The organism is Paenibacillus sp. TAB_01, from assembly GCF_043945595.1.
Taxonomy (GTDB): Bacteria; Bacillota; Bacilli; order Paenibacillales; family NBRC-103111; genus Paenibacillus_S.
Genome location: NZ_JBIFNP010000002.1, coordinates 37,437 through 62,432 on the forward strand (window position 1 = coordinate 37,437; position 24,996 = coordinate 62,432).

20 protein-coding genes and 4 pseudogenes are annotated in these 24,996 nt (G+C 52.6%); 13 read left to right on the forward strand and 11 right to left on the reverse strand.

Going from position 1 to position 24,996, the window contains the following annotated elements; all coding sequences use genetic code 11:
• Window positions 1-3: 3 nt before the first annotated feature.
• The gene (locus tag ACHHV8_RS33220) at window positions 4-783 is read right to left on the reverse strand and encodes a hypothetical protein (RefSeq protein WP_395163755.1); all 780 of its coding nucleotides are present in this window, start codon (window positions 781-783) and stop codon (window positions 4-6) included.
• 147 nt (window positions 784-930) lie between these two features.
• Between ACHHV8_RS33220 and ACHHV8_RS33225 the strand changes: the two genes are divergently transcribed.
• Window positions 931-1,062 carry a DUF4023 domain-containing protein gene (locus tag ACHHV8_RS33225; protein WP_395163756.1) on the forward strand — a complete coding sequence of 44 codons (132 nt, stop codon included), beginning with the start codon at window positions 931-933 and terminating at the stop codon, window positions 1,060-1,062.
• Between the two features lie 80 nt (window positions 1,063-1,142).
• Here ACHHV8_RS33225 and ACHHV8_RS33230 read toward each other — a convergent pair whose 3' ends face one another.
• Genes ACHHV8_RS33230 through ACHHV8_RS33240 form a run of 3 tightly spaced genes read right to left on the reverse strand, consistent with a single transcriptional unit; the run spans window position 1,143 to window position 3,794 of the window.
• Entirely contained in the window at window positions 1,143-1,928 is a 786-nt protein-coding gene (locus tag ACHHV8_RS33230; RefSeq protein ID WP_395163757.1) for an ABC transporter permease, read from the reverse strand.
• A gap of 5 nt (window positions 1,929-1,933) precedes the next feature.
• The gene (locus tag ACHHV8_RS33235) at window positions 1,934-2,728 is read right to left on the reverse strand and encodes an ABC transporter permease (protein WP_395163758.1); all 795 of its coding nucleotides are present in this window, start codon (window positions 2,726-2,728) and stop codon (window positions 1,934-1,936) included.
• On the reverse strand, window positions 2,721-3,794 hold the full coding sequence (locus tag ACHHV8_RS33240) for an ABC transporter ATP-binding protein (RefSeq protein WP_395163759.1): 1,074 nt from the start codon (window positions 3,792-3,794) through the stop codon (window positions 2,721-2,723). Before ACHHV8_RS33240 ends, ACHHV8_RS33235 begins: the two co-directional genes overlap by 8 nt.
• 390 nt (window positions 3,795-4,184) lie before the next feature.
• Between ACHHV8_RS33240 and ACHHV8_RS33245 the strand changes: the two genes are divergently transcribed.
• From ACHHV8_RS33245 to ACHHV8_RS33260, 4 genes and pseudogenes are all read left to right on the forward strand, one after another.
• Entirely contained in the window at window positions 4,185-5,255 is a 1,071-nt protein-coding gene (locus tag ACHHV8_RS33245; protein WP_395163760.1) for an LCP family protein, read from the forward strand.
• Between the two features lie 356 nt (window positions 5,256-5,611).
• A pseudogene (locus ACHHV8_RS33250) lies at window positions 5,612-6,408 on the forward strand (PhzF family phenazine biosynthesis protein).
• Between the two features lie 128 nt (window positions 6,409-6,536).
• Window positions 6,537-7,889 (forward strand): glutamate-1-semialdehyde 2,1-aminomutase, encoded by a 1,353-nt coding sequence (locus ACHHV8_RS33255; RefSeq protein WP_395163761.1) that lies wholly within the window; start codon window positions 6,537-6,539, stop codon window positions 7,887-7,889.
• 867 nt (window positions 7,890-8,756) lie between these two features.
• On the forward strand, window positions 8,757-13,307 hold the full coding sequence (locus tag ACHHV8_RS33260; protein WP_395163762.1) for a glutamate synthase-related protein: 4,551 nt from the start codon (window positions 8,757-8,759) through the stop codon (window positions 13,305-13,307).
• 222 nt (window positions 13,308-13,529) lie between these two features.
• On the opposite strand, the pseudogene ACHHV8_RS33265 reads toward ACHHV8_RS33260, so the two are convergent.
• From ACHHV8_RS33265 to cidR, 5 genes and pseudogenes are all read right to left on the reverse strand, one after another.
• Window positions 13,530-14,193: pseudogene (locus ACHHV8_RS33265) on the reverse strand (bifunctional 2-keto-4-hydroxyglutarate aldolase/2-keto-3-deoxy-6-phosphogluconate aldolase).
• Between the two features lie 115 nt (window positions 14,194-14,308).
• Window positions 14,309-15,286 carry a sugar kinase gene (locus ACHHV8_RS33270; RefSeq protein ID WP_395163763.1) on the reverse strand — a complete coding sequence of 326 codons (978 nt, stop codon included), beginning with the start codon at window positions 15,284-15,286 and terminating at the stop codon, window positions 14,309-14,311.
• Window positions 15,286-16,041 carry a 2-dehydro-3-deoxy-D-gluconate 5-dehydrogenase KduD gene (gene kduD, locus ACHHV8_RS33275; protein WP_395163764.1) on the reverse strand — a complete coding sequence of 252 codons (756 nt, stop codon included), beginning with the start codon at window positions 16,039-16,041 and terminating at the stop codon, window positions 15,286-15,288. The genes ACHHV8_RS33270 and kduD overlap by 1 nt, the downstream gene beginning before the upstream one ends.
• A gap of 162 nt (window positions 16,042-16,203) precedes the next feature.
• A complete protein-coding gene (bioB, locus tag ACHHV8_RS33280; RefSeq protein WP_395163765.1) occupies window positions 16,204-17,196 on the reverse strand; it encodes a biotin synthase BioB in 993 nt (330 codons plus the stop codon).
• Between the two features lie 177 nt (window positions 17,197-17,373).
• Window positions 17,374-18,297 (reverse strand): cidABC operon transcriptional activator CidR, encoded by a 924-nt coding sequence (gene cidR / locus ACHHV8_RS33285; RefSeq protein ID WP_395163766.1) that lies wholly within the window; start codon window positions 18,295-18,297, stop codon window positions 17,374-17,376.
• 221 nt (window positions 18,298-18,518) lie between these two features.
• Here cidR and ACHHV8_RS33290 point away from each other — a divergent pair, with 221 nt between their 5' ends.
• Window positions 18,519-18,887 (forward strand): CidA/LrgA family holin-like protein, encoded by a 369-nt coding sequence (locus tag ACHHV8_RS33290; RefSeq protein WP_395163767.1) that lies wholly within the window; start codon window positions 18,519-18,521, stop codon window positions 18,885-18,887.
• Entirely contained in the window at window positions 18,884-19,567 is a 684-nt protein-coding gene (locus tag ACHHV8_RS33295) for an LrgB family protein (RefSeq protein WP_395163768.1), read from the forward strand. Before ACHHV8_RS33290 ends, ACHHV8_RS33295 begins: the two co-directional genes overlap by 4 nt.
• A 285-nt stretch (window positions 19,568-19,852) precedes the next feature.
• On the opposite strand, the pseudogene ACHHV8_RS36855 reads toward ACHHV8_RS33295, so the two are convergent.
• Window positions 19,853-20,122 (reverse strand): annotated as a pseudogene (locus ACHHV8_RS36855) (TetR family transcriptional regulator C-terminal domain-containing protein); the annotation flags it as partial.
• A gap of 15 nt (window positions 20,123-20,137) precedes the next feature.
• Window positions 20,138-20,461, reverse strand: coding sequence for a TetR/AcrR family transcriptional regulator (locus tag ACHHV8_RS36860; RefSeq protein WP_483874901.1), 324 nt, complete (start codon window positions 20,459-20,461; stop codon window positions 20,138-20,140).
• A 523-nt stretch (window positions 20,462-20,984) separates the two neighbouring features.
• On the opposite strand from ACHHV8_RS36860, the pseudogene ACHHV8_RS36865 reads away from it, so the two are divergent.
• The 6 genes and pseudogenes from ACHHV8_RS36865 to ACHHV8_RS33325 all read left to right on the forward strand — a co-directional run.
• Window positions 20,985-21,173: pseudogene (locus ACHHV8_RS36865) on the forward strand (transposase); the annotation flags it as partial.
• A 507-nt stretch (window positions 21,174-21,680) separates the two neighbouring features.
• On the forward strand, window positions 21,681-22,085 hold the full coding sequence (locus tag ACHHV8_RS33305; RefSeq protein ID WP_395163769.1) for an RNA polymerase subunit sigma: 405 nt from the start codon (window positions 21,681-21,683) through the stop codon (window positions 22,083-22,085).
• The gene (locus ACHHV8_RS33310) at window positions 22,075-22,587 is read left to right on the forward strand and encodes a hypothetical protein (protein WP_395163770.1); all 513 of its coding nucleotides are present in this window, start codon (window positions 22,075-22,077) and stop codon (window positions 22,585-22,587) included. The genes ACHHV8_RS33305 and ACHHV8_RS33310 overlap by 11 nt, the downstream gene beginning before the upstream one ends.
• 253 nt (window positions 22,588-22,840) lie before the next feature.
• A complete protein-coding gene (locus ACHHV8_RS33315) occupies window positions 22,841-23,287 on the forward strand; it encodes a hypothetical protein (protein ID WP_395163771.1) in 447 nt (148 codons plus the stop codon).
• A 77-nt stretch (window positions 23,288-23,364) separates the two neighbouring features.
• Window positions 23,365-24,414 (forward strand): phage tail sheath subtilisin-like domain-containing protein, encoded by a 1,050-nt coding sequence (locus tag ACHHV8_RS33320; RefSeq protein ID WP_395163772.1) that lies wholly within the window; start codon window positions 23,365-23,367, stop codon window positions 24,412-24,414.
• Between the two features lie 45 nt (window positions 24,415-24,459).
• Entirely contained in the window at window positions 24,460-24,900 is a 441-nt protein-coding gene (locus tag ACHHV8_RS33325) for a phage tail tube protein (RefSeq protein WP_395163773.1), read from the forward strand.
• Window positions 24,901-24,996 lie beyond the last annotated feature (96 nt).

Sequence of the window (24,996 nt, forward strand, 5' to 3'; positions counted from 1 at the left end):
GCTTCACTTCCCCCCTGCCTTCGGGAATAACTCCAGCGGAAACGGGGGATAGCGCTCCTTGAAAAACTGCCGCTGCTCCATACGAAACAAACGATTGATGTCTCTCGACGTCATAAAGGCGTCATACGTAGCCCCTCCGACCACGGATGGCATAAACAGCAGCCATGCCGGTTTGAGCATCAGCAAGCCCTCTTGGGTCCGCCCTTGGAACATTGCCAATACGGCAAGATGCGAGTGGGACAAGGTCATATACGCCATCCACCAGAACAAGCCGTAGAAGCCCAGCGACATTCGGTTATTGTACAGCTGCCCTAAGCCGGGGAGCATGCAGGAGCACAGCAGGGAAGCCCACGGCCGTTTTAGACTGATGGAAGAAATGGTCAGCGGGCGGATCACGTAAGGGGTGATCGGGCTGTTTTCCAATACGGCCAAATGGTAATTTTTATTGGCTTCGATGGCCCGAAGATAGCTATCCCATATCGCAAACATGTAGACGAACATATAAGCGTACAGCCAGCGCTGGTCGAGCACCTCCTTGGCGAGCTCAAATCTGCCGCTGAACGAATATACAATCGCCTCATTTATATGTGTTAGCCGGTTGATAATGACTTCCCATAAGGATAGCAAAAAGCCCTGAATATAATTGTGCAGCAAGAAATGGCCAAAACCCGGAAAGGAGCAGGACCACCCTACCACTATCCATGGATTTTGCCAGCGCAAATAAGTAAGGCCGTCCGTGCTCTGATGCGCCATTTGTCTTCTGGGAGGAAACGGATAGGTCAAATCATTCGATCCCCTTGCAAAAATAGCAATAATTTCAAATAGTATGCGGCAAACCGGATCTTTGTATTCACCCCCTTTTAACCGGGTATGGCAGACACACCGAATGGTTAAAGTAACTTTGAATCCAGCATGAAGGAGGTGCCCCGCATGGAAGACTTGCATCAATTCGTGGAGAAGCTGCATGACAAGCAGGAGAAGGATGAAAAGAACAGGCAGCACCAGGGAAAAGGAACCCCCGGCTTCAAGCTGCCTAACAAGCAGCACGGCACCAATAAGTAACCGGCTTAGCTGGTGGCGCTGATGGATTCATTGAATGCAAAAAGGCCGTGATCCTTTGTGATCACGGCCTTTTTGTGCGGTTAGGAGCCTGCTCCGCGGTACCGCTTGATACCGAAATTCCATATAAACAGAGCCACCGTCAGGAAGACAAGACCGACCAGCGGGGTGAGCAGCGCAAACTGTCCCCAATGCTCCCGATCCAGGAAATACGCCGCGGGATAAAACCCGACGAATCCGAAAGGCAGCGCCCAGGTCAGCAGGAGTCCGAGCAACTTGTTGTAGATTGTCATCGGATAGCGTCCGTAGTTTTGTAAATTCCACAGCAAGGGCAGGATGCCTGTCGGCGAATCCGAGAAGAAAGCAAGTGAAGTGAAGAAAATATAAATACCGCCGTAAATCATAATCGAACCTGCGACCAGCAGCAAGAACACGAACGGATCATACCAGGTCAAGCCTATGCCAAGCTGCGTCCAGGAATAGATCATAATCAGAAAACCGGTCAGTGCGCTGAACAGCGAGGACGGATCTATATTTTCCAGCATCAGCTGAATCAGATTATACGCAGGTCGGGTTAAAATACGGTCCAGCTCGCCTTTGACGATATACCGTTCACTGAAGTTCCACAGATTGAAAAAAGTAATAAATATGCCGTAAGGGACCATAAAATAGCCGTAAATGAACAAGATTTGCTGTTCGTTCCATTCGCCGATCTGCTGCGTATGCTGGAACACAACTAAGATAAAGAACAAGTTCAGCCCGTTGAACAGCAGGTCGGACAGTACCTCAATCCAGAAGTCCGAACGGTAAGCGAGCCGGGTTTTCATGTAATTTTTCAAATAATCCGCTACCAGACTTAAATAAAACATCCGCCTCAACCTCCCTGCACGAACAGCCGGGTTCTGGCGCTCCGCCACAACACGAACAACGGTATAATCAGGATGACAAACCACAGCAGCTGAACGCCCAGCACTTGGTATGCGGCCGTTCCCGCCACCTTACCGGTAAAAACCGCTCCGGGCAAATAGGTGATCGCCTGAAACGGAAGCAGCTTCAGCAGCCCTTCCGCCCAGCCGGGGAAGAAAGACATCGGCACGACAAGCCCGGAGAACAGGTCTACCGCAACCCGCTTCATCCGCATCATCCCTTCATTGTTTTCAAGGAAGAAAGCGAACAGCCCGGTAATAATATTGATCTGCGAATTAATCAAGAAGCTGAAGAACAGCATGAGCAGGAACAAGGCCCATACCCCCGGATCCGTCGGGAGCTTGACGGGAAACAGGAAACAGACGATGACCATGCCGGGCGTGGAAAACAGCAGCAGGCGAAAAATACCTTCACCGAAGCCCTGCATCATTTTGACGATTACATAATTGTAAGGCCGGATAAATTGAACCGCGACGCTGCCGTCTTTGATTTCATTGGCAATTTCCCGGTCCAGGTTGTTGAAATAAAAGGCCCGGGCCATCCAGGATACAGCGACATAGGTGGTCATTTGGCCGACGGTCATGCCGCCCAGTACCTCGTTCGTTCCGTAGATCGCTTTCCACAAGAAATAATAGGCACCGATATTGAGCGCATAAATGATAATACCGCTGTAATAATTGACCCGGTAGGCCAGCATCATCAAGAAACGGATGCGGATCATGTCAAGGTAAGCGCTAAGCATGTACGGTCACTTCCTCTTTCTGCTCCGCTTCCTTGTCGTTAAAGGCGGCGTGCATCGCTTTCGCCTCGGCGGACCCTGACTTATATATTTCACGCACGATATCGTCCGTATTTGTCTCGACGATTTTAATATCCTCGATGCTCATGACGCCGACGACACGGCTCAGCACCTCGGAGACGTTAGCCCGCTGCTGCGGAATCCATACCCGAGCGGTCCGTTCATTGTCGACGGTCCAGGCGACCTCCAGCCCGGCGGTCAGCTGCTGAAGCCGCTGCAGGGTCACCCCTTCGGCAAATTGCAGAATAACCTCCTTGCCTTTACCCCATTTCGCCTTCAGCTCCTCCAGACCGCCGTCATAAATAATGCGGCCGTCATCCAGCATAATGACGCGGGAGCACAAGGCTTCAATATCCTGCAGGTCATGCGTCGTCAGCAGAATCGTCGTTTCGTAGCGCTGGTTCATTTGCTTTAGAAACTCACGGATTTCCGTTTTCACGACAATATCGAGCCCGATCGTCGGCTCGTCCAGAAACAGAATCTGCGGATTGTGCAGCAGGGACGCCGCCAGTTCACATCGCATCCGCTGGCCGAGACTCAATTTGCGGACAGGGCGGTTCAGCAGCTCTCCGAGCTGCAGCCGTTCCACCAGCTCATCCAGACGCTGCTTGAAATCGGCTTCCGAGACGCGGTACACCTTCTTCAGCAGCTGGAACGATTCGATGACGCCGATATCCCACCACAGCTGGCTGCGCTGCCCGAAGACGACGCCGATGCCCTTAACGAACTTCTCGCGTTCCTGAAACGGGATAAAGCCGTTGACCCGGATGTCGCCGGATGTGGGAACGAGAATCCCGGTAAGCATTTTAATCGTCGTCGATTTGCCTGCTCCATTCTCACCGATATAGCCGCAAATCTCGCCTTTGGGGATTTGAAAGCTGATATCCTTTACAGCCCTCACGTGGCTGTACTCCCGGTTGAACAAATCGCGGACAGCCCCTTTGAGGCCGCTGCGGCTTTTTTGTACCTTGAACTCCTTACGCAGGTTGTTCACTTCTATCGCTTGCATGGTTTCCTCCTGAGTGCTTTCTATAATTTTAGATTTGTGGATTCGAGGCAATCCTAGTTGTAAAAACGGGTAAGAAGTTATAGTTTACCCGAAAATATCCGATTCGACAAAAAAGGGACCCTCCTCCTCGGAGCCCCCTGAGAAACGTGTCGCAATCTGACGGAACTTGCTATAAACTTTGGAAACAAACTATAATAATACATAGGTCGGCTGCCCCTCCCTGAATCGCCCTTTTCAGGAAAGGGGATGGAAAAACCGCCATATAATAGGAAAACTTACCTCTATTATCCGGGTATGTCCCTGCAACTTTTCCAAACCCTATACTCGTTATGATACACGAACCTTTTCTAAAGGAAAAGTAACTGACGACCAAAGAGAGGATGTGACCCGATGGTTAGAAAAATCAAATGGACCCTGCTCACGCTGCTGCTCCTGCTCTTGGTGGGAGTCGGATATTATACATATGCCTTTTTAACCTTCGCCAATAATATCCAGACCAAGCCTGAGGGCGGCGGCAAAATGTTCGGTACTCTGACCTCCAACAGTACCAGCAAGCCTGCCGAGACGTATGTGCCTCCCAAATGGGAGGGCAAGCAGCGGGTCAACGTACTTCTGCTCGGCGGAGATTCCCGCGGCCTGAAGAAGAATGAAGTTCCCCGCTCGGATACTTTGATGGTGGCTTCAATCGATCCGATCACGAAAAAAGCTTATTTGTTCTCGATCCTGCGGGATACTTACGTAAAAATCCCCGGCCAGGGCGAAGACCGCATCAATGCGGCTTTAGCTACGGGCGGGCCTAATCTGGCTATGAAAACGGTCAGCGAACTGCTTGGCATTCCTATTCAATACTATGTTTATACCGATTTTAAAGGGTTTATCGCACTGGTCGACGCCATCGGCGGCATCGATATCGATGTGGAGAAAGACATGAAATATACCGACGCCGAGGACGGCCATGAGTACGACATCAACCTGAAAAAAGGGCCTCAGCATCTGGACGGCAAGACGGCTTTGCAATATGTCCGGTTCCGCCACGATGCGCTGAGCGATTTCGCCCGCACGGAACGGCAGCGCAAATTTATGACTGCGGTAGCTCAAAAGATGCAGAGCACCTCTTCCCTGATCCGGCTGCCCAAAATTTTAAACAGCGTCGATCCTTATATTGAGACGAATCTATCCACGACCGACATGCTGAAGCTTGGCTCGCTGGGTTATGAAGCGAAGACCGAAGGCATGGTCAGCCAGCAGATCCCTCCGTCCGAGCTGTTAATCGAGAAGCGGGTCGGCGGCGCCGAGGTCATCAGCGTCAACAAAGATAAGCTGCAAGCCTATTTGAAGCAATTATTCGACGGGACGAACCCATCTTCAACGCAGAAGGATTCTTTGCCGACAGGTAAGGAAGACGTGAAAACAACCAGCGCCCCTGCAGCCACCTCCGGCAGCAGCGGGATTCGAAGATAAGATTATTAAGTTAGAACGGGCACGCACGTTGCCTGTTCTTTCTTTATACAGAAGCATACAACGTACAGCGCCTGATAGGCTCCCATTCCATCCGTCACGGACTCAACAAGCAGCAAGCTCGCCCCACCCTGTGGGGTTATTTCCTATCGGCGGATCGTATGAAGCTGCCGTCACCGGCGGCCGGAAGGACGCCAATCGTTCAACGAGGGAAGCCAGACTCACATTGCGGTGCTGCGCGGCGGTCGGCCGACTCCCGTGCGCCGCTCGGTTTCATTGCCGCTGGAAATTGCCTATAATGAAAGAAGCAGCTGCTTTCGGCTGGCTTGGCCGTTAACCCATTAAAGGAGATGTTCGATATGATTCCTATTTATACTGTCGATGCCTTTACGTCCCATCCGTTCTCCGGTAATCCCGCAGCCGTATGCATCCTGCAGTCGTTTCCCGAGGATGAAGCATGGATGCAGAACATTGCAGCTGAAATGAATCTTTCCGAAACCGCCTTTCTATGCGCCACCGAACAGCGCGGCAGCTACCGGCTCCGCTGGTTTACGAAAGAATCGGAAGTGGATCTCTGCGGCCATGCGACACTGGCAAGCGCCCATGTCCTGTGGGAAACGGGCTCGGCTTACGGTGTAGACAAGCTTCGCTTTCATACCAACAGCGGCGTGCTGACCGCCCGGCGTCTGAATGACGGCATTGAGCTGAACTTTCCCGTTGAGCCTCCCGAACCGAGCGAAGCCCCGGCATTGCTGGCTCAAGCGCTGGGCGTGGAGCCGGTTGCCGTCTCCCGCAACCGGCTGGACTATGTTGTGGAGGTAGCGACGGAGCGCGAGGTGCGCGAGCTGAAGCCCGACTTCCGGATACTGAAGGACATCCCGTCCAGAGGGATTCTGGTCACCAGCCGTTCGGACAATCCGGACTATGACATTGCAGCCCGCTGTTTCTTCTCTCCGATCGGTGTGGACGAGGACCCGTCACCGGCTCGGCCTACTGTGCGCTTGCGCCCTATTGGAGACAAAAGCTCGGCAAAAGCGGCATGACCGCCATCCAGCTCTCCGCGCGCTCCGGCGTCGTCAAGCTGCAGATGGTCGAAGACCGCGTCCTGATTGAGGGAGACGCCGTCATTGTCGTGAAAGGCCTGCTAATGCACTAAGCGGATAAGAATAGGATGTTTAACCTTTGAACGGAAAACAAAAAACAGGCCTGTTTTTTGTTCGCCCGATACATATTTGAAATTTCGCCCGATACATATTTGAAATAAAGAAGGAGTCTTTCTGACCTATGACCAATCTTAAATCTGACATACAGCCCCTCGCCCGCCCTCGCTCGGCTGCGCTATATGAAGAAGCGCTGCAGCATATCGTCGGAGGCGTCAACAGTCCTTCCCGATCGTTCAAAGCCGTAGGAGGCGGCGCTCCGGTCTTTATGAAGCGCGGACAGGGCGCTTATTTCTGGGATGCGGACGATAACCGTTATATCGATTATTTGGCCGCCTATGGCCCGATCATATTGGGGCACGCGCATCCGCATGTAACATCGGCGATCGTCCGCGCGGCGGAAAACGGCACCTTGTACGGCACGCCGACCGAACTGGAAATCGAATTCGCGCGGATGATCAAGGAAGCCATCCCCTCCCTGGACAAGGTGCGCTTCGTCAACTCGGGAACCGAAGCCGTCATGACGACCATCCGCGTGGCTCGTGCGTATACGGGGCGCAACAAAATCATCAAGTTTGCCGGCTGCTATCATGGCCACTCCGATCTGGTGCTGGTCGCAGCCGGCTCCGAGCCTTCCACGCTCGGCATCCCCGACAGCGCGGGGATTCCTGTAAGCATTGCGAACGAAGTGATCACGGTGCCGTTCAACAACGCCGAAGCGCTGGAAGCCGCCCTCGCCCGCTGGGGAGACGAGGTCGCCGCAGTAATGGTCGAGCCCATCGTCGGCAACTTCGGCATGGTCATGCCGAAGCCGGGCTTCCTCGAGGCGCTGTGCTCTCTTGCCCGCGCCAACGGCTCCCTCGTCATCTATGACGAGGTGATCACCGCGTTCCGCTTCCATTACGGCGCGGCGCAAACGTTCGACGGCCTGGAGGCGCCAAGCCTCGCGGCCATCGAGCCGGACCTGACGGCCTTAGGCAAAATTATCGGCGGCGGGCTGCCGATCGGGGCCTACGGGGGCCGCAAGGAAATCATGGAGCAGGTAGCGCCCCTCGGTCCCGCCTATCAGGCGGGCACCATGGCGGGCAACCCTGCCTCCATCTCCGCAGGCATCGCCTGCCTGCAGGCACTGCGGGAGCCGGGCGTCTACGACCGGCTCGACGCCCTTGCCGCCAGGCTCGAAGCCGGCTTGGCCCAAAGCGCGCGCGAGCATGGCATCGCCCTGACGATCAACCGCATCCGCGGCTCGCTGTCCACGCATTTCTGCGGCCATGCCGTGACGGATTACGACCAGGCGCAGGATACGGATGGAGAACAATTCGCCCGCTTCTTCCGCCTGATGCTGGAGCAGGGTATCTGCCTCGCTCCGTCCAAGTACGAGGCGTGGTTCCTGACTACCGCGCATACTGAAGAAGATATCGAAGTAACGATCGGCGCCGCGCAGCGTGCCTTTGCAAGTATGGCGGCCGCTCGTTAAGTATCTTTTGACGTCTTACTCCCATCGCTTCTATAAAAACATGCCCTTAAAAGACCGCTGCATAGGTCGGAGGCCACTGAAAATCATCGGCACGAGTACAGATCATTCTTCCGCATGCCGTTGTCCCTGCATTTCCTTTGATTTGGCCCGCTTTAAGCGGCTCAAATCCGGAGCAAGGACAAACGCTTGCGCTTTCCGAGGAACGCTCCGTACGCTCCGCCATTTTTTTCAATGGCCTTCTATATATGCGTTGCGGTCTTTAAGTATGCATAATCTCCGTTTCCGTCGGACAAGAAGGTCTGCCAATGGAAATAATACCGTCATATTAATCAGGGCGGCAGTCCCTCGTCCAAATGAAAATCCCCCTGTAAAAATGATTTAAAAAGCGAACTATTATATCCACTTGGTAATAATTCGTTCGTCTTTATCAAAATACCATGTTTTTAACACACTTTCCCTTTATTCACCAATTATGCAAAATAGATAACGCTTACATCCATTGTTTACCCGGATTGTTCTATTGTGTCGAAAGCAATTTCATGCTATTCTATAGATACTTTATTTTTAAATAAAATCGGCTAATTTATAAGGTTTTTGGCAAGAAAGCCGTAATGATATGCGCTCATTTTGTCGAGGTGGGCTCATTGTTTTTTTTTGTAGAGCCTCATTTCACCGCTTATCGCTATCATCGACAAGCTAAAGCCGCAGTTATTTATGCAGTTGAATTGTATTTTTATTCACTTTTTCTGCTGAGATCAAGCTGTCCGCTTTCGCTTTCATACTGCCTGGGAAACAAACCTTGCTTGGTGACGATTTAGACCCGCATACTTTTATTGGGAGGTGACGGTCAGCCTGCTGACCACAAGAATGAATGAAGTAATGCGCAATGAAGGCCGTTTTCAGAATCTGTTAGGTACCGAGCACGACAGCTGCGGTATCATCTGCATCGTAGAAAAAGACGGTTTTCCATCCCGTGATAACATCGCTAAAGCGATTGATGCCCTTGTTAAAATCGAACATCGTTCGGGTTTCATTAACGGCGAAGGCGACGGATGCGGGATTCTCACCGATATTCCAAGAGCCCTTTGGGAGAAAAAGTTAACGGACGCCGGCCTGGACGGCAAGCTGGCTTACGACAACCGCTTTTCCGTTGCCCATATTTTCGTGCCGCGCAGCTTGGATATTTCCGCTTCCGAGATGCAGCAAGGTATTCGCGAGTTGTTCGCCCAGCATGAAATCACTATTATCCTGGAGCAGGAAAACCAGGTCGACAGCAGCGTGCTTGGCCAAAACGGCCGTAACGACGAGCCTACGTTCTGGCAGGTTGCCGCTCTTTGCGATAAGCAGGAAGTCGTTGTAGCTGACCATTTGTTCGAGCTGCACACGGCGATCGAGAAGCGTTACAACGTGCATGTCGCTACACTCAGCAACGTTACCGCCGCTTACAAAGTCATGGGCGCGGCCAGCATTCTGCCTAAATATTTCAACGATATGCGCGATCCGCTGTTCGCGGCGCAAGTAACGATCGGCCACAACCGTTACTCCACCAATACGCAGTCCAGTTTCTTCCGTGTTCAGCCATTCTCTTTGCTGGGTCATAACGGTGAGATCAATACAGTGAAGAAATTGCGCCTGGAAGCCGATATGGTCGGCGTTCAGCTGGTTGATAACGGCAGTGACTCCCAAGATATGAACCGCACCATCGAAACCTTCATCCACCGTTTCGGCATCACTCTGTTCGAAGCGATGGAAATCGTCTTCCCTCCTATTATTAATGAAATGAAGCTGTTCCGTCCGGAGCTGCAGGATCTCTATGTCTACTATCGTCAAATTTGGGGCCACTATGCTCAAGGTTCGGCAGGTATCGTTTCCCGTTACGGCAATGAATGTATCTTCAGCGTAGATGCGCTGGGTCTGCGTCCGCTGTGGATGGTCGAGAGCGAAACCTCCCTGTACTTCTCCTCCGAGCAAGGGGTTATTACCGTCGGTGAAATGGTTGCCGATCCGAAGCCTATCGCTCCCGGCGAGAAAATGGGCGTTGTGCTGACGCCTGGCGAGCATGTTCAAGTCATTCCTTATTCCGAGGTTCAATCGCTGGTTTACGAACGCGCCAGCAAGCGCATTAACTTTGCAGGACTGCGCAAGCATCTGGTTGAAGGCGTTGCTTCCGTTGAAGCTTCCTCCAATGAAGAGATTACCGTTACCGATGCCCTTTACAGCGCATTCGGCTGGGACCGCGAAGGCATCCAGCAGATCGAAACCATGTCCGAGACCGGTGCAGAGCCGATTCGTTCCTTGGGTCATGACGGTCCGCACGCCTGTATCAATTGGGAGCGTCAGAACATTCCTGATTTCATTAAAGAAAGCGTAGCGGTTGTTACGAACCCTGCGATCGACCGTGACCGTGAGATGGAGCATTTCTCCACCCGCGTGGTCGTCGGACCTCGTCCTGCCGTATACGGACAGCCGGATCAACGCTTGCGTATCGAGCTGCTGACACCGCTGGTGCTTGAGGGCGCTAACGGCGCACAAGCCTTGTCCGAGCTGGGCCAGCCGAGCTTCGAGCAGCTGGTAGCCCAATTCTCCGCTCAAGGCGAGAACGCGGTAGCTGTTCTTTCAACAACGTATGCCCGCGGCACTTCCTTGAAGGACGCTTTGGAGCAGTTGGCGGCAGATGCCGTCGCAGCGGTACAGAACGGTGCTATGCTGCTTGTGCTTGACGATGCGCAGGCGCATCAAAACGACCGTTTGTTCCTTGATCCGCATCTGACGGCTTCCAAGGTGGATATCGCGCTTCGCGCGCACAAATTGTCCTTCGGCGACAATCTGCGCCGTCAAGTTACCGTCGTGCTGCGCACGGCTGCGATCCGCAACCTGCACGATATCGCCGTAGCTGTCGGCTTGGGCGTAGATGTTGTGTCTCCTTATCTGCTGTTCGCTACCGCTGCGGACAAGAACGGAGCTCCGGCTGCGCATAAGGTTTACCTTGCTTTGAGCAAAGGTCTGGAGAAAGTCATCTCCACGATCGGTACGCACGAGCTGCGCGGCTACACCCGCTTCTTCTCTTCGATCGGTTTGAAGCCTGAAGTATCCGATGTGCTCGATATCGTCAACTATTTGGGCAGCGAGAATGCAGGTACCGGCTTTGCCGAGCTGGAAAAAGACGCTGAAGCCCGTTACGCGGACTTCTCGAATCCGAAGGCGAAAGCAGCCCGGAACTTCCACTTCTTCCAACGGATGTGGAAAGCTTTAGGCGAAGCCGCTTCCGGAACCGCGCCTTACACGGATTATCGTGACAAGCTGCGCGAGGAAGAGAAGCGCAATCCGATTTCGATTCGCCACGTAGCCGATTTCAACTACGAGCTGGCTCAGAAGGAAGGCCGCAAGCCGCTCGAGCCTTCTCAAGTCAACATCGGTGTAGGCGATCATGATCTGCCAATGCTTATCTCCTCCATGTCGTTCGGTTCCCAGAACGAAACCGCGTTCCGCGCGTATGCGGAAGCCGGCGAGCGTCTGAACATGGTAACCATGAACGGCGAGGGCGGAGAAATTAAAGATATGCTCGGCCGTTACAAAAGAACCCGCGGTGCGCAGGTCGCATCCGGACGTTTCGGTATTAACGTAGAGCTGGCCAATGCGGTCGCATTCCTGGAAATCAAGATCGGTCAAGGCGCCAAACCGGGCGAAGGCGGTCACCTGCCGGGCTCCAAGGTTACAGCCAAGATCGCTGCGGCGCGTAATGCGACGATCGGCTCCGACTTGATCTCGCCGTCCAACAACCACGATATTTATTCGATCGAGGACTTGGCGCAAATCATCTCCGAGCTGAAAGAAGCGAGCGGACGTAAAGCGAAAATCAATGTTAAAATCCCGGTCGTACCGGGTATCGGTACCATTGCTGTCGGTGTAGCCAAAGCAGGTGCGGATGTCATCACCTTGTCCGGCTTCGACGGCGGTACAGGTGCGGCTCGTATCCACTCCTTGACTCACGTCGGTCTGCCTACCGAGATCGGTACGAAGCTGGCTCACGTGGCGCTGATCGAAGCGGGGCTTCGTCATAAAGTCGAGCTGTGGTCTGACGGCGGCTTGAAATCCGGCGCAGACGTAGTCAAAATGATGATGCTCGGCGCGAACCGCTGCGGCTTCGGCAGTATCTCCATGCAAGCGATCGGCTGCACCACCTGCCGCGGCTGCCATTTGGATACTTGCCACGTAGGTATTGCAACGCAGATCGATTCCATGGAGGAAGCTGAAGAAAAAGGGCTTCGCCGCTTCGTTCCTCGTGTATACGATACGGCTGTAGATTCCCTCGTACGCCTGTTCGGCGGTATGGGCGAAGAAATCCGCGAGATTGTAGCTCAATTGGGCTTCGCGAACGCACAAGATCTCGTAGGCCGTTCCGACCTGCTGCAGCAAGTAAGCTGCAACGACAAAATCGATTTATCCGAAATTCTTCGTCCGGCTCCGTTGTCCTTCGCAGCGGCTCAGGATGCACAGCTGGAAGCTGCCGCGGCCGTATCGTCCGATATCCGCATCGCAGCTGGTGCCGAAGGTCAAGAGTTCTTCCCGGATTCGTTATCCTTCGATGCACCGGTTGAACGCGTATGGTCCAAACTGGATGCGGAATCCCGTATTCTCGGTACCCGTTTTGCCAGCCACCGCGTCAGAGACCGTTTCGACGGAAGCTATGACAGCCTGCCTAAAGTTTCGTTGAACTTGACAAACGGTTCCGTAGCCGGTATCGGTTTGGGTGCCTTTAATGCCCGCGGCGTGGAAATTACCGTTAACGGCGGCGCTGAGGACGGCGTGGGTAAAATGTCGCTCGGCGGCAAAATCGCCGTTCTGAAATCGCAGGGCCAGAACAAACAGTTCATCAACGGTTCCGTTGGTAAATCGTTCGGTTACGGCGCACAAAAAGGCCTATTCCTGATCCAAGGCAATGCCGATACTCGTGCCTGCATCCGTTTCTCCGGTGCGGACGTTGTCTTCGGAGGCGAGATCGCTTCTCCTCTGGAAGATCACCTCGGTGGTCTGGCAGCCCGTGCGAACCTGAAGGGCTTCGCATTCGAATACATGACCAACGGCCGCGCTGTTGTCCTTGGCGATCCGGGTCCATGGATCTGCGCAGGGATGACCGGCGGTGTGATCTACCAGCGTCTGGTGCCGGAAATGGGCTTGGACGAAGCAGCTATCACACGCCGTATTGCCAAGGGCGCGAAAGTGAAGATCGAGCAAGTGGGTCCGCAAAGCGTTAAGGACTTGAACGAGCTGCTCGGCGCTTACCATCAAGAGCTGGAAGCTTCCGGTCAATCCGATGCTGCAGCAACGGTAGCATACCTGCTTGCTAATCTCGAAACGAGCTTTGTACGTATCGCACCTGTCAATCTGCAAGCAGACCAATCGGTTGCAACGGAGTAAGCTGATATAGATGCAATTCCCAAAGGCGCAGAAGCGATAAGCTTCTGTGCTTTTTATTTTCCTGCCTTCACCAAGAAAACCCCACAAAGTGGAGCCTATGCTTCGAAGCAGACTCAGGTACTTTGCGGGGACCCCGAAAATTTATAAATTGTGATAGGTGAAAAAAGAGACGATCCTCTTCATAGGAAGATCGTCTCTTCATTATTGCTTTGTGGCTCAATCTTATTGCTTCGCCGCCCGGTACGCTTCGATGTACTTTGCCGCTTTCTTGGCAACCAGACTGTAGTTGCGCTCTTTCACCGCATCGGTGGTCAGGTCGGAGCCGATGCCGACAGCTACCGCGCCCGCTTTGATCCACTCGGCCAAATTGCCGAGCGATACGCCGCCTGTCGGCATGATGTTTGCCTGCGGCAGACGGACCTTTAATGGCTTTAATCGTCGACGGGGAATACAGGTTGCCCGGGAACAGCTTGACGATATCTACGCCAAGCTCCAGCGCCTGCTGAATTTCCTTAACCGTCATGACGCCCGGCATCACCGGTACGCTGTAACGGTTGCATAGCGTTATCGTGTCCGGGTTAAGGGAGGGCCCGACTACGAACTCGGAGCCGCTTAGAATGGCTGCACGCGCCGTCTCCGGATCCAATACCGTGCCTACGCCGATAATTGCGTACTTGGACGGATCCTGCGTGGAGCTGGAATATTTCTTGGCCAGCTTCTCGATCGCTTGCAGAGCGAAAGGCACGGTCATCGTCACTTCGATGACTTTAATGCCTCCCTCGATGGCTTGCTCCGCCATCTCAACGACTTCCTCCGGCGTTTCGCCGCGGAGCACGGCTACGACGCCTTCATTACTGATTTGCTGCAGCAGTCTGATTTTCTTCATCTTGTATCATCCATTCCTTTGCTTCAAAGTAGAACCCTCCGGTTGCCGGAAGGGAAAAGAGCTGTCTCCCCTCCTCCATTCTCCCGTTGAGTATCTCTATACCTAAACCGTATGCTTACCGTTCTACGTGCTTCACATTGTTCAGCACGGCTTCAACCTGCTCCCAGGTCGGAATGCCTTCCCAGTCGCCTTCCATTTGAACGACCATCGAGCCGATCAGATTGCCGAGACGAACCGCCTCGGCATGGCTGTATCCCTTCAGCAAGCCTACGATGAACCCTGCGCAGAAACCGTCACCGGCTCCTACCGTGTCCACCACCTGCTCGGCCTTGAAATAAGGCACCGCCGTTACGTTCCCCTTCTCTACGACGTAGGTTTCATCGTCGCCGCCTTTCACGATCGAAACCGCATTCAGTTCATTCAAATGCTTCACGATTTCGTCGAAGCTTTCCGTTTGATACAGCAGCTTCAGCTCGTCCAAACCCGGCAGGAAGTAATCCGCTTCCTTCGCCATATCCAGAAGCACGCCGCGCGCTTCTTCAATAGACCAAAGCTTCAAACGAAGGTTCGGGTCGAAGCATACCTTGACTCCGTGCTTGCGCGCCAGGCGAATCGCTTCCTTGGCCGCCTCGCGGCACGATTCGCTGAGTGCAGGCGTAATCCCGGTGACATGCAAATATTTAGCCTGCTTAATATATTCTTCATCCAGATGCTCCGGCTTCAAGGTGCTGGCCGCAGAGCCCTTCCGGTAATAATAAACCGAGGTTTTACCGGACACGACCTCGCGGAGCATCAGCCCCGTCGGCGCCTCCGTCGTCAGCTCCGCTCGGGAAACGTCGACACCTTCGCCGCGGATTTTTTTCAGGATCAGTCTTCCGAACGGTCCTTTCCCGAGACGGCTGAACCAGCCGACACGATGACCAAGGCGTGCTACGCCGATAGCCACATTGCTCTCCGCGCCTCCGAACAAGCCTTGAAACTGCGGAGAATACTCAATGCCCTTGGAGCCTGTAGGCATCATCAAAGCCATCGTCTCGCCAAACGTAATGATTTCCGGCTGAAACATTTGATTGGAGTTCTGCGATGTCGTCATTATCGGTTCATCCATCCGCCGTCAACGCACAGCACGTGACCGTTCATGTAATCGGAAGCGGAGGAAGCCAGGAAAATCGCCGGTCCTTGCAGATCTTCCGTCGTGCCCCAGCGGCCAGCCGGAATACGGACGAGGATTTGCGAGCTGCGCTCTTCGTCGGCACGCAGGGCGGCCGTGTTGTCCGTCGACATGTAGCCTGGAGCGATCGCGTTAACTTGAACGCCTTTGCCTGCCCATTCGTTAGCGAGCGCTTTCGTAATCCCTGCAATCGCATGCTTGGATGCGGTATAACCAGGAACGTTAATGCCCCCTTGGAAGCTGAGCATCGAAGCGATGTTAATGATTTTGCCGGAGCCCTGCTTGATCATTTCGCGGCCAACCAATTGGCACAGGAAGAAGGCGGCATTCAGATTCAAGTTGATCACGTCATGCCAGTCCTGCGCGGAGTGGTCGGCGGCCGGCGTACGGCGGATAATGCCCGCGTTGTTGACTAAAATATCAATTTTACCGAAAACGTCCAATGTCTCGCTAACGATGCGCGGCAGCTGGGACTCGTCGGATAAGTTCGCTACAATCGTATGAACCTTGCGGCCCATTGCTTCAATTTTCTGTTGGGTTTCTCTGTTCCGGTCGTTGCTGGTTACGACAACGATATCTGCGCCGGCTTGAGCCAGTCCCAAGGAAATGCCTCCGCCCAGACCGACCGCACCGCCCGTGACGATCGCTACTTTACCCGTTAAATCAAAAAAACTCATATTCGCACCTCATTTAAACGTTTAATGTGAATTCGTAAAAGGACGACTGGAAGGTTGTCTCTCTACCTATTATAAGTGAAGTACTAGTATTGTGCCAGCCTCCACCTGATAAAAACACAACCTGACCTGACGATTTACGCCTATCCTGCCGCCCTTATTCACTTACAACGCGCAAGGCTCGATTTCAAAGCCCAGCTCTTCAATCATCCGGTGATCCTCCCCCGCCGCCTGGCCCTGCGTCGTTAAATAATCTCCTACGAAAATAGAATTAGCCGCATATAACGCCAGCGGTTGAAGGGTACCCAAATTCAATTCCCGTCCTCCGGCAACGCGAATTTCTTTGGCAGGAAGAATAAACCGCATTAAGGCCAATACCTTCAAGCACTTGCGAGGATTTAAACCGGTGCGTCCCTCTAACGGAGTTCCGGCTATCGGATTCAAGAAATTGATTGGAACCGAATCGGCATCCAGCTCTCTTAACGCATAAGCCATTTCCACAATTTCTTCATCGTTTTCTCCCATGCCGATAATCACGCCGGAGCAGGGCGACATGCCGGAGGCTTTGGCTTGGGCGATCGTCTCCATCCGATGATCGTAGGTATGGGTCGTTGTAATGTGCTGGAAGTGCCCGCGGCTTGTGTTCAAATTGTGATTGTACCGGTTCACGCCGGCATCCTTCAGCCGCACCGCCTGATCCGAAGTCAGGATACCGAGACAGGCGCAGATTTTCATCGGCATCGCCGCTTTGATCTCCTGTACCGCCTCTATCACCTGCTCCAGCTCTCTAGTTGTCGGTCGTCTGCCGCTGGCTACGATGCAGTAGGTTCCAACCTTAAGCTCCATCGCTTTGCGGGCTCCCTCGACCAGCGTCGCTTTATCCAGCAGCGGATATTTATCAATCGGCGCCCTGGAGATGATAGACTGGGAGCAATACCCGCAGTCCTCTGGGCAAAGGCCGCTTTTCGCGTTAATGATCAGGTTCAGCTTCACTTTCTTTCCATAATAGTGACTGCGCACCTGAAAGGCCGCATCCATAATCGCAAGAAGCTCGCTATCCTCAGCCTGCAGCAGCTGCAGTGCCTCCTCTTTCGTTACTAACTCTCCCATTAAAGCCTTATTACTATACGCGGACCAATCGGTTGTTCGAACCAGCATGTAGGTAACGCCTCCCCATAAATTGCCGGAAGCCGGATGCTTCCGGAACGGCATCGATGCTTTTGAGTTGTCAACCAAATTTTGATTTTTAAAGTTAACAATTAAGCTAGGGATATTTTACCTTAATCCGTTATGAAGGGCAACCCCGGCATAGCTGCAAATTTGTCTGCGCTGCCATTATTGTTCCGTCATCCCAGATCGGTCCAGCAGCTTCAGCTTTTCTTCGAACCGCTCCTGCGTAAACCGAATCCACTCTTTTGCGGCAAACGATAAATACATATTTTTGCGCCAGATCATCGCCAAATGCCATGGAATCGTCGGGTTCACCACACGCAGTGTACGAATGCGGCTCGGGTTCAGCACCTGGCAGATCGGCTCCGGAAGCAGAGCAATGCCCAGATTGGCCGCGACCATTTCGCCGATAAAATCCCACTGCGAGCTTTTATACAGCACCTGCGGCTGAAAGCCTGCGCGGACACACTCGGAAATGATCGTATCGTGAAGAGCGAAATCCTCGCGAAACAAAATAAACGTTTCCTCCGCTAACTCAGCTAAGGACACTTCCTCTCGATCCGCCAGCCGGTGTGCCGGATGTACGAGCAGCCTCAGGTTCTCCTGAATGATCGTATACGTTTCAAAAAGCTCCTCGTTCGTAGGCAGCAGCACGACGCCCATATCGAGATTGCCGCCGGCCACCTCGGATTCGATTTTGATGGAGCCGTCCTCCACCATCTGAATCGTCACGCCCGGATAGCAGTCGCGGAAGCGGCGGATCACCATCGGGAAAAAGCTCGCGCCGGCCATCGGCGGCAGTCCGATCCGGATATTGCCTTTATGCAGATGGGTAAGGTCGTTAATTTCCCTCTGCAAATCGTTAAACGATTGGACGATATCCTGTGCTTTGCCCCATATGACCTTCCCTTCCTCGGTCAGCTCCACCCGCTTGCCGATCCGCGAGAACAGCTCGACACCGAGCTCCTCCTCCAGATTCTTGATCATCTTGCTCAGCGTAGGCTGGGTGATATGGAGGATTTCCGCCGCCTTGGTGAAGTTGCCCGTTCGCGCCAGCTCGAGCACATACTGCAAATGTCTTATATCCATCCGTTTAGCCTCTCTAACTATAGACAATAGGAATGATTTTTATTCTATATATTCATTTTACCAATGAAAATAGATGCTGTACACTTTCATAAGAGGTACTTTTTCAGCTCCTTGTTCACCAGACATATGCCGTTAAGCCCAATAAAAATCTACTTTATAAGCAATCTTAAAGTCCGTGACAGCGGACTTTACAAGATCAAGCCGTGGAGGAATGCCCCTTGTTGAGTTTTTGGAAAAGCGCTGCGCAGGTGCTCTTTTTTATAATCTTATCCTATTTGATGAACCGGTTGGTGGAAGTACTCCATTGGAGCGTTCCCGGAAGCATTCTGGGGCTTGCATTGGTGTTCGTTTCGCTGCAGCTGAAGCTGATCAAGCTGGAATGGATCGATCTCGGCGCCAAATGGCTGCTGGCCGAAATGCTGCTCTTCTTCATCCCGCCCGCCGCGGGAATGATCCAATACAAAACGCTACTGCTCGGCAGCGGCTTTCGTATCCTGCTGGTCGTTGTCGTCAGTACCATCATGGTGATGCTTTGCGCCGGATTATTGGCCGAGTGGATCGCCAAACCGAAGGAGAATAAACCGTTATGAACGTCATCGCCATAGGCTGCTTCTTTGTCACGCTAATCATTTATCTCGTTACGAAACGTTTTTACCAGCGGTTCCCCAAAATTTATTTTACCCCGCTGCTGCTGACGCCCATCGTTGTCGTTTTATCTTTGGTATTGTCCGGCGTCCCTTATGAAACCTATCACGCCGGAACCCACTGGCTTAGCGATATGATCGGCCCGGCGACGGTCGCTTTAGCCGTTCCGCTATATAAAAATTTCGCTATCCTGAAAAAGCACGCTTTGACCGTCGGCGTTAGCGTTCTTTCGGGCGCAGTACTTGCTTACCTGTCCTCGGCATGGCTTGCCAAGGAGCTAAAGCTGAACACTCAAATTATGGAGAGCATCGCGCCCCGCTCCGCGACGACGCCGATTGCCATGGCCATCTCCGAGCTGACGGGAGGCGTACCGGCAATTACGGCTTTGTTCGTCCTGATGACGGGACTGCTCGGGATGCTGCTCGGCCCCGTCATTATCCGCCTGTTCCGCATCCGCAACGAGATTGCCCGCGGCGTCCTGCTTGGGACCAGCGCCCATACGGCGGGAACGTCCAAAGCGTTCGAGTTCGGCTCCGTATCCGGCTCGATCTCCAGTATCGCTATGATCCTGACCGCCTTTATTACGCTGCTGATCGCCCCTTGGGCCCTGCGTATATTTCAATAGACGCCTCATTCCCGGCAAATCTGATCCAGATTACGCCGATCCCTTTCGGAGGGTGTCCCATAAGTCATGAAAATGGCTTATGGGACACCCTCTTTTAATTTTGAAACAAAAGGCTTTGTTAAACCTTAAGAAAACAACGTGTAAAATGCGTTCCTCGAAGGTACAGTATTGAACTTCGTTATCCTAGCCATTTCTTTCCTAGTTTCAACGGTATTATGATTCGCGTACCGTTTCGGATAAGCCTTGCGCCTCTGCACGGTTATTTTCCGGGAATCGACTACATGCTCAACCATCCGTATGGCGTGAGCACAGCTCCTGGAGATGGCGAATGACGATCTGTTCAACGGTCTCCGGTGTGTAGAGCTCCGGGCGGAGCATTGCAAGTATCGTCAAGCCTTCGATAAGCGCGGCCAATCTTAGCGTTTCGAGTTGAATGTCCACCTCGGAGGGGAGAAGCTTCGCTTGAGCTAGAATTTCAAGGGCGGCTTGAGTCAGGTAGTGGAGTCCGTCCGTAAGCTCTTCTTTTTTAGCCCGCAACGCCAAGCTCGTGAGGGAACGGCTGGCGAAGGTTCACCAGACGCCGGCGGCAGTTCGTTTGTCCGCATCCATAGGGAGCAGCTGTAACAGAATTTCCCTCGCGGCCTTTATCGGAATAGGGCTTATCACCAGCCCCTCTGCTGCTCTGGCAGCTCCTCTCGTCAAATAATAATCCACGATAAATAGTAACAGCTCGTCCTGCGTTGAAAAATAATGCCGCAAGGCGCCGGGCGATAATCCTGCCGCAGCGGCGACGGCGCGGATGGATGCATGCTCAATTCCTTTTTCTTCAATAATATTCCATGCCGATTCGGCGATCAGTTTTCTTTTTTGTTCGTGGTCCACGACTTTTGGCAACGGTAAAAGCTCCCTTGTTTTATTTAATTCACTGTATTAAAATAAATAATACAGCGTGTTATTTAGAATTCACTCAGTTATAACGCATCACGATAATCATGTCAATGGTATGGGACCTTGTCGTGATTGACGGGAATATACTGGAGAACTGGTTACCATCTTCGATATATCAACTAAATAAGTGATGTGTCACTTAGGAGGGGTTAAAAGTGTTTTACTTTGAGGTACTATGCTTTTGTTGTAAAAAACCATTCAGGGCATATGAAGGTTCACTAAAATATAAACAAGCTAAGGAAAGAAAGGTTAAGTATTTTTGTTGCGAAGGATGCGCTGATAAAATACGCATTGAAGCTATATTGAATTTTATGAGCAATATAAATCGTATTTAATTGTTGATTTGCGAATGAAAAAGGGCCCTATGCGAAACGACCAGCTCAAGCCGGGTTACAATGCTCAGATTGGTACCGAAAATCAGTTCATTCTTGGCTGCAGTGTGCACCAGCGGCTAATTGACATGATTAAACACGAGCCCGTGTTTGGCGATAGGAAGAGTAACCGAGGCTTCAAAAGGTTCCTGCTTCGAGGCTTACCCAAAGTAAGTCTGGAGATCGGGTGGCTTTCCCTTGTGGGGGTGTTCCAAAGTTTGCTTACTTTGGGAACACCCTCTATTTACTTTTACAGCAGCTCTCAGCCGATTCGCTCTCGTCTGTGAGCGGCGTATGATCTCCTGCTCATTATCCGCCAGCGTGCAGACGCTATGTTCCGCAACAACCTGACCCTCTAACCAGTGATGTGTGGACCTCGCTGCCGCGAGCGCTGTTCTGCACCGGCGCGGAGCCGACCCGGCGAACGGGACGGCTCTACGTCTTCTCGCACTCTCCTCCGTTCCCTTTGCGTTCTCTTTGCGTTCCCCTTTTGTTCGCCTCTCTTTCGCCTGGTATTCTCTCACTTTATCTCAATAATAGAGAAAATAGCTGAAATCGATAGATATATGGAGATTACCGGCTATGAATCCCGGAAAATCGGCATAACTTGCCCAATAAAAGCATTTTTTTCCTCCTTGCGTTCAAAGCTGGAAGAGATTAGAATAATAAACACGAACAAGTGTTCTTATTTCGTTCGCATTTTTGGAAACAGTTTACGTTAAATCACGATACTTGCGGTTGAAGCTTGAACTGCCTTCACACCAATCTGATCTTTCATACGGAGGTTTTGAACTATGGGAAAAGCACGCATCGATTTGGATAAAGGCTCCCGGGACTACGCCCGCAAGTATGGGCTGATTGACGCCAAAGGGATCGAGCTTCTGCTCCGCGACGGACATCATATACGATCAAGAACTTATTATGCCGGCGATTATGCCGGAGTCGATATTTTAACGGATTTGCAGCGTGCCATGGAAGCCGCCTCTTTAACACCGCGGCAAAGCGAGTCCATCGCCTGGGTTTACGGCTGTGACCTTCCCCTCGATACGGCGGGTTTGCTGATGGGGGTTACCAAGCAAGCCGTTCGCCATGCCGTCCGCTGCGCTACCGAGAAGATTGCCGCTGTATTTAAACATTGGAGCGATTGCGAACAAAGCAGGAATGAACTTAGTAAAGCAGGTGAGCTGCATGAGCTATAACTATACATCCGACTTTGAACGGCAGGTCAATCAGCTCGTCCTCCGCGGTATTCTGGACCGCAGTGTCCGTATGAACGAAATCCGGAAGCTGATCGAGTCGCACACGGGCTCAATGAACCATAAGCCGGACACGACACAGCTGGAACGGCTTGCGGATTATATTTTAAAAGAAGAGCTGACCGATCCGAATCCTTATAAAATGTCGCATACGCCTTATCCCATCCTCAGTCCCTGGCAGCAGGAGCTGCGCTATCGCCGTGAAGTGACGCTCAAGGTCGCCGAAGAAATCGGTGCGGACGGACAGCGGTATGCAGCCCCCAAACGACGCCACCGTTCTACCAAGGAGCTTCTGCTGCTGGACGAACAGGCTCGCATCCGCAATGCCGAGCGTGCCGCTCAGTACCAGAAGGATACGGCTCCTGGACCTATAAGTGTTTATCACCTCCGGCCGGACGAAATCTCCCCTCCCTCTCGAGATAGTAAGTATATAAAAAAAAGTTAAATACTTACCTTTACTTCTCCCCTATCTCAAACCTATACGTTATGAAACGGTCGATACCTCGCTGAACCGGCGGTATCAGACTCCGTCACTACACCGGGAGGTGACTGCATCATAGCGTATCGGCTGACGAAGGCATACTCAGCGGACGAAGCTTGCAGAGGAGATCCGCTGCTCCCGCTTCCTCCTTTCCTCATTTTTCATTGAACGCTTGAAGCCAACGGCCCGCGATCAATCTATCGAAAGGGGTGACGAAGTGTCACTCATTCAAGAAATGCTGTCGGTAGAAGCTTTTCTGAAGACAAAGTTTCCCGAAGCCGCTACCCTGCTTTATGAAGCGCCGTCCACGGCTCCCGCAAACAGCTTCAGTATCGTGCTGCTGAACGATTTGCGCACCTCGGAGACGCACCTGCACATCCGAACGGAGCGCGAATACCAGCTGCGGTATACCGGAGCGAGCGCAGAAGAAGCACTGGAGACGATGGACAAGCTCAGCTCTTGCATGTATCAGACCCCGTTCATTCCCGTTCAGGGCCTGCCGCGGTTCATTCGCATCGCTTCCTATGCCTTTACTGCCGCAGCCTTAAATGAGAGCGGCCAGTATACCTGCACCGGCAGCCTGCGAACCGAGGGCCGGGTGGCGCGAACACAGGAGGCCTACGAAAAAATGCAGCATGTGCATGTCCAACAAGTTACCGTTTAACACAGCTGCCTGAAGGAAGCCCTGAAGCAGCAGATAGCCGAGCAGAACATTAACCACAATACTAAGGAGGTTTCACCATGGCTGGAGGCACTTGGGATGTAACATCTTTACCGATTCGTCCGGGATTGTATTTGAACTTTAAAGAGGCGGCGGCCGCACAGATTGTTGGAGGCGCACGCGGGATTGTCGCCATTCCTTTGACGTCGTTCGCAGAAGGTACGGCTGAGGCCAAAGCTTTTTATACGGTCGGCAATGAAACCGAAGCCGCGAAGCTGTTCGGCGCAGATCACATCCAATCCATCAAGCTGGCCCTGCAGGGCGGAGCGAAGGAAGTGCTCGTTTATACGCTTCCGGAAAGCGCAGAGGCGGCGGATTATGCGGATATGCGCGCTGCCTTCGACACGCGGCCTTTTAACGTATTCGCCTACGACGGAGAGTTCAGCGAAATCGAACAAACCGCGCTCAAAGCCTGGATTTCCGCGAATCGCGAAGAAGGCAAGCACTTTATGGCCGTTATCGGCGGGACCTCGGCTGCTGATACGGACCCTGCCCAGGGCAACGCCCGCTCGATTGCAAACAATGACATGTACATCGTCAACTTAATCAGCGGCGTATCCATCCAAGGGACCGACTACAGCTCTGCACAATTCGCCCCTTATGTTGCCGGGATGATTGCAGGCACTGCCATCAACCGTTCCATTACCTACGCGCCGATTGCGGCTGACGATGTAACCAAGCGTCTGACAAGTTCACAGGTGAAGGATGCGCTGCTAGCCGGGTCTCTCGTGCTGGTTCATGACGGAGAAAAGGTGAAGGTCGAGCAGGGATTAACTTCGAGCAAGCACAAAATCCGCGGCATTCGCACCCGGCAAGCGGTGAGCACCGATATTGCCAGAACGGCAAACGATACCTATATCGGGAAAATCGATAACAGCAAAGACGGCCAAGCCGCTTTGATCAGCGCTGTGAAGGCTTATCTGGAATCCCTCGAAGCGTATAATACGCTGTCCGATGTGAGTGTTATTCTCGATCCGCAGCATCCGAGCACAGGCGATTCCGTATACCTGCAGATCAGCTACCGCGAAATCGATTCGATGGAACGCATTTTCCTGACAGTTACTCTTTAATGGCCTGAATATTTCACAAACTAAAATAAAGGACGGTGCATCAGTATGCCTATCTTGGACTCCACTCGAACGATTCAAGGCAGCTTCGGAGAAATTTGGTGCGAAGGACAATGGTTGTCCAACTTCTACTCCGGCGAAGCGACAGCCGAAATTTCCTATGAGAAAATTAAACGCGCCGGCAGCCGTATCAGCGGGAATAAAGCGGGAACGATCGAGCTGTCCGGTACGATCAAGGGCTATAAAGTGACCTCCGAGCTGGCTGGCAAAGTCGCTCAGGTCATGAACAGCAGCAAATCGGCTTTCGTGACCGAATTGAACATGAAGCTGAACGATCCGGAAGCATACGGCTATGAATATGTACGCCTGAAAGGTGTGCAGTTCACTAAGATCGACCTGATGAAGTTCGAACACGGTACGATTGTCGAAACGGAATGGCCGTTCGTATTCGACGATTTTGAGTGGCTGAGCGAAATTAAAGTCAATTAATCCGGCCTGAAGGTTCACAACCCCGCGGTACCTGCCGCGTTCACATATTCGAGGAATCCAACGGCTTGCGTTGGGTTCCTTTTTTATTACAAAACC

Coding starts and splice junctions, on each gene's coding strand:
- ACHHV8_RS33225 (WP_395163756.1), top strand. CDS start 931: ATGGAAGACTTGCATCAATTCGTGGAGAAGCTGCATGACAAGCAGGAG.
- ACHHV8_RS33230 (WP_395163757.1), bottom strand. CDS start 1,928: ATGTTTTATTTAAGTCTGGTAGCGGATTATTTGAAAAATTACATGAAA.
- ACHHV8_RS33235 (WP_395163758.1), bottom strand. CDS start 2,728: ATGCTTAGCGCTTACCTTGACATGATCCGCATCCGTTTCTTGATGATG.
- ACHHV8_RS33240 (WP_395163759.1), bottom strand. CDS start 3,794: ATGCAAGCGATAGAAGTGAACAACCTGCGTAAGGAGTTCAAGGTACAA.
- ACHHV8_RS33245 (WP_395163760.1), top strand. CDS start 4,185: ATGGTTAGAAAAATCAAATGGACCCTGCTCACGCTGCTGCTCCTGCTC.
- ACHHV8_RS33255 (WP_395163761.1), top strand. CDS start 6,537: ATGACCAATCTTAAATCTGACATACAGCCCCTCGCCCGCCCTCGCTCG.
- ACHHV8_RS33260 (WP_395163762.1), top strand. CDS start 8,757: ATGAATGAAGTAATGCGCAATGAAGGCCGTTTTCAGAATCTGTTAGGT.
- ACHHV8_RS33270 (WP_395163763.1), bottom strand. CDS start 15,286: ATGACGACATCGCAGAACTCCAATCAAATGTTTCAGCCGGAAATCATT.
- kduD (WP_395163764.1), bottom strand. CDS start 16,041: ATGAGTTTTTTTGATTTAACGGGTAAAGTAGCGATCGTCACGGGCGGT.
- bioB (WP_395163765.1), bottom strand. CDS start 17,196: ATGCTGGTTCGAACAACCGATTGGTCCGCGTATAGTAATAAGGCTTTA.
- cidR (WP_395163766.1), bottom strand. CDS start 18,297: ATGGATATAAGACATTTGCAGTATGTGCTCGAGCTGGCGCGAACGGGC.
- ACHHV8_RS33295 (WP_395163768.1), top strand. CDS start 18,884: ATGAACGTCATCGCCATAGGCTGCTTCTTTGTCACGCTAATCATTTAT.
- ACHHV8_RS33305 (WP_395163769.1), top strand. CDS start 21,681: ATGGGAAAAGCACGCATCGATTTGGATAAAGGCTCCCGGGACTACGCC.
- ACHHV8_RS33310 (WP_395163770.1), top strand. CDS start 22,075: ATGAGCTATAACTATACATCCGACTTTGAACGGCAGGTCAATCAGCTC.
- ACHHV8_RS33320 (WP_395163772.1), top strand. CDS start 23,365: ATGGCTGGAGGCACTTGGGATGTAACATCTTTACCGATTCGTCCGGGA.
- ACHHV8_RS33325 (WP_395163773.1), top strand. CDS start 24,460: ATGCCTATCTTGGACTCCACTCGAACGATTCAAGGCAGCTTCGGAGAA.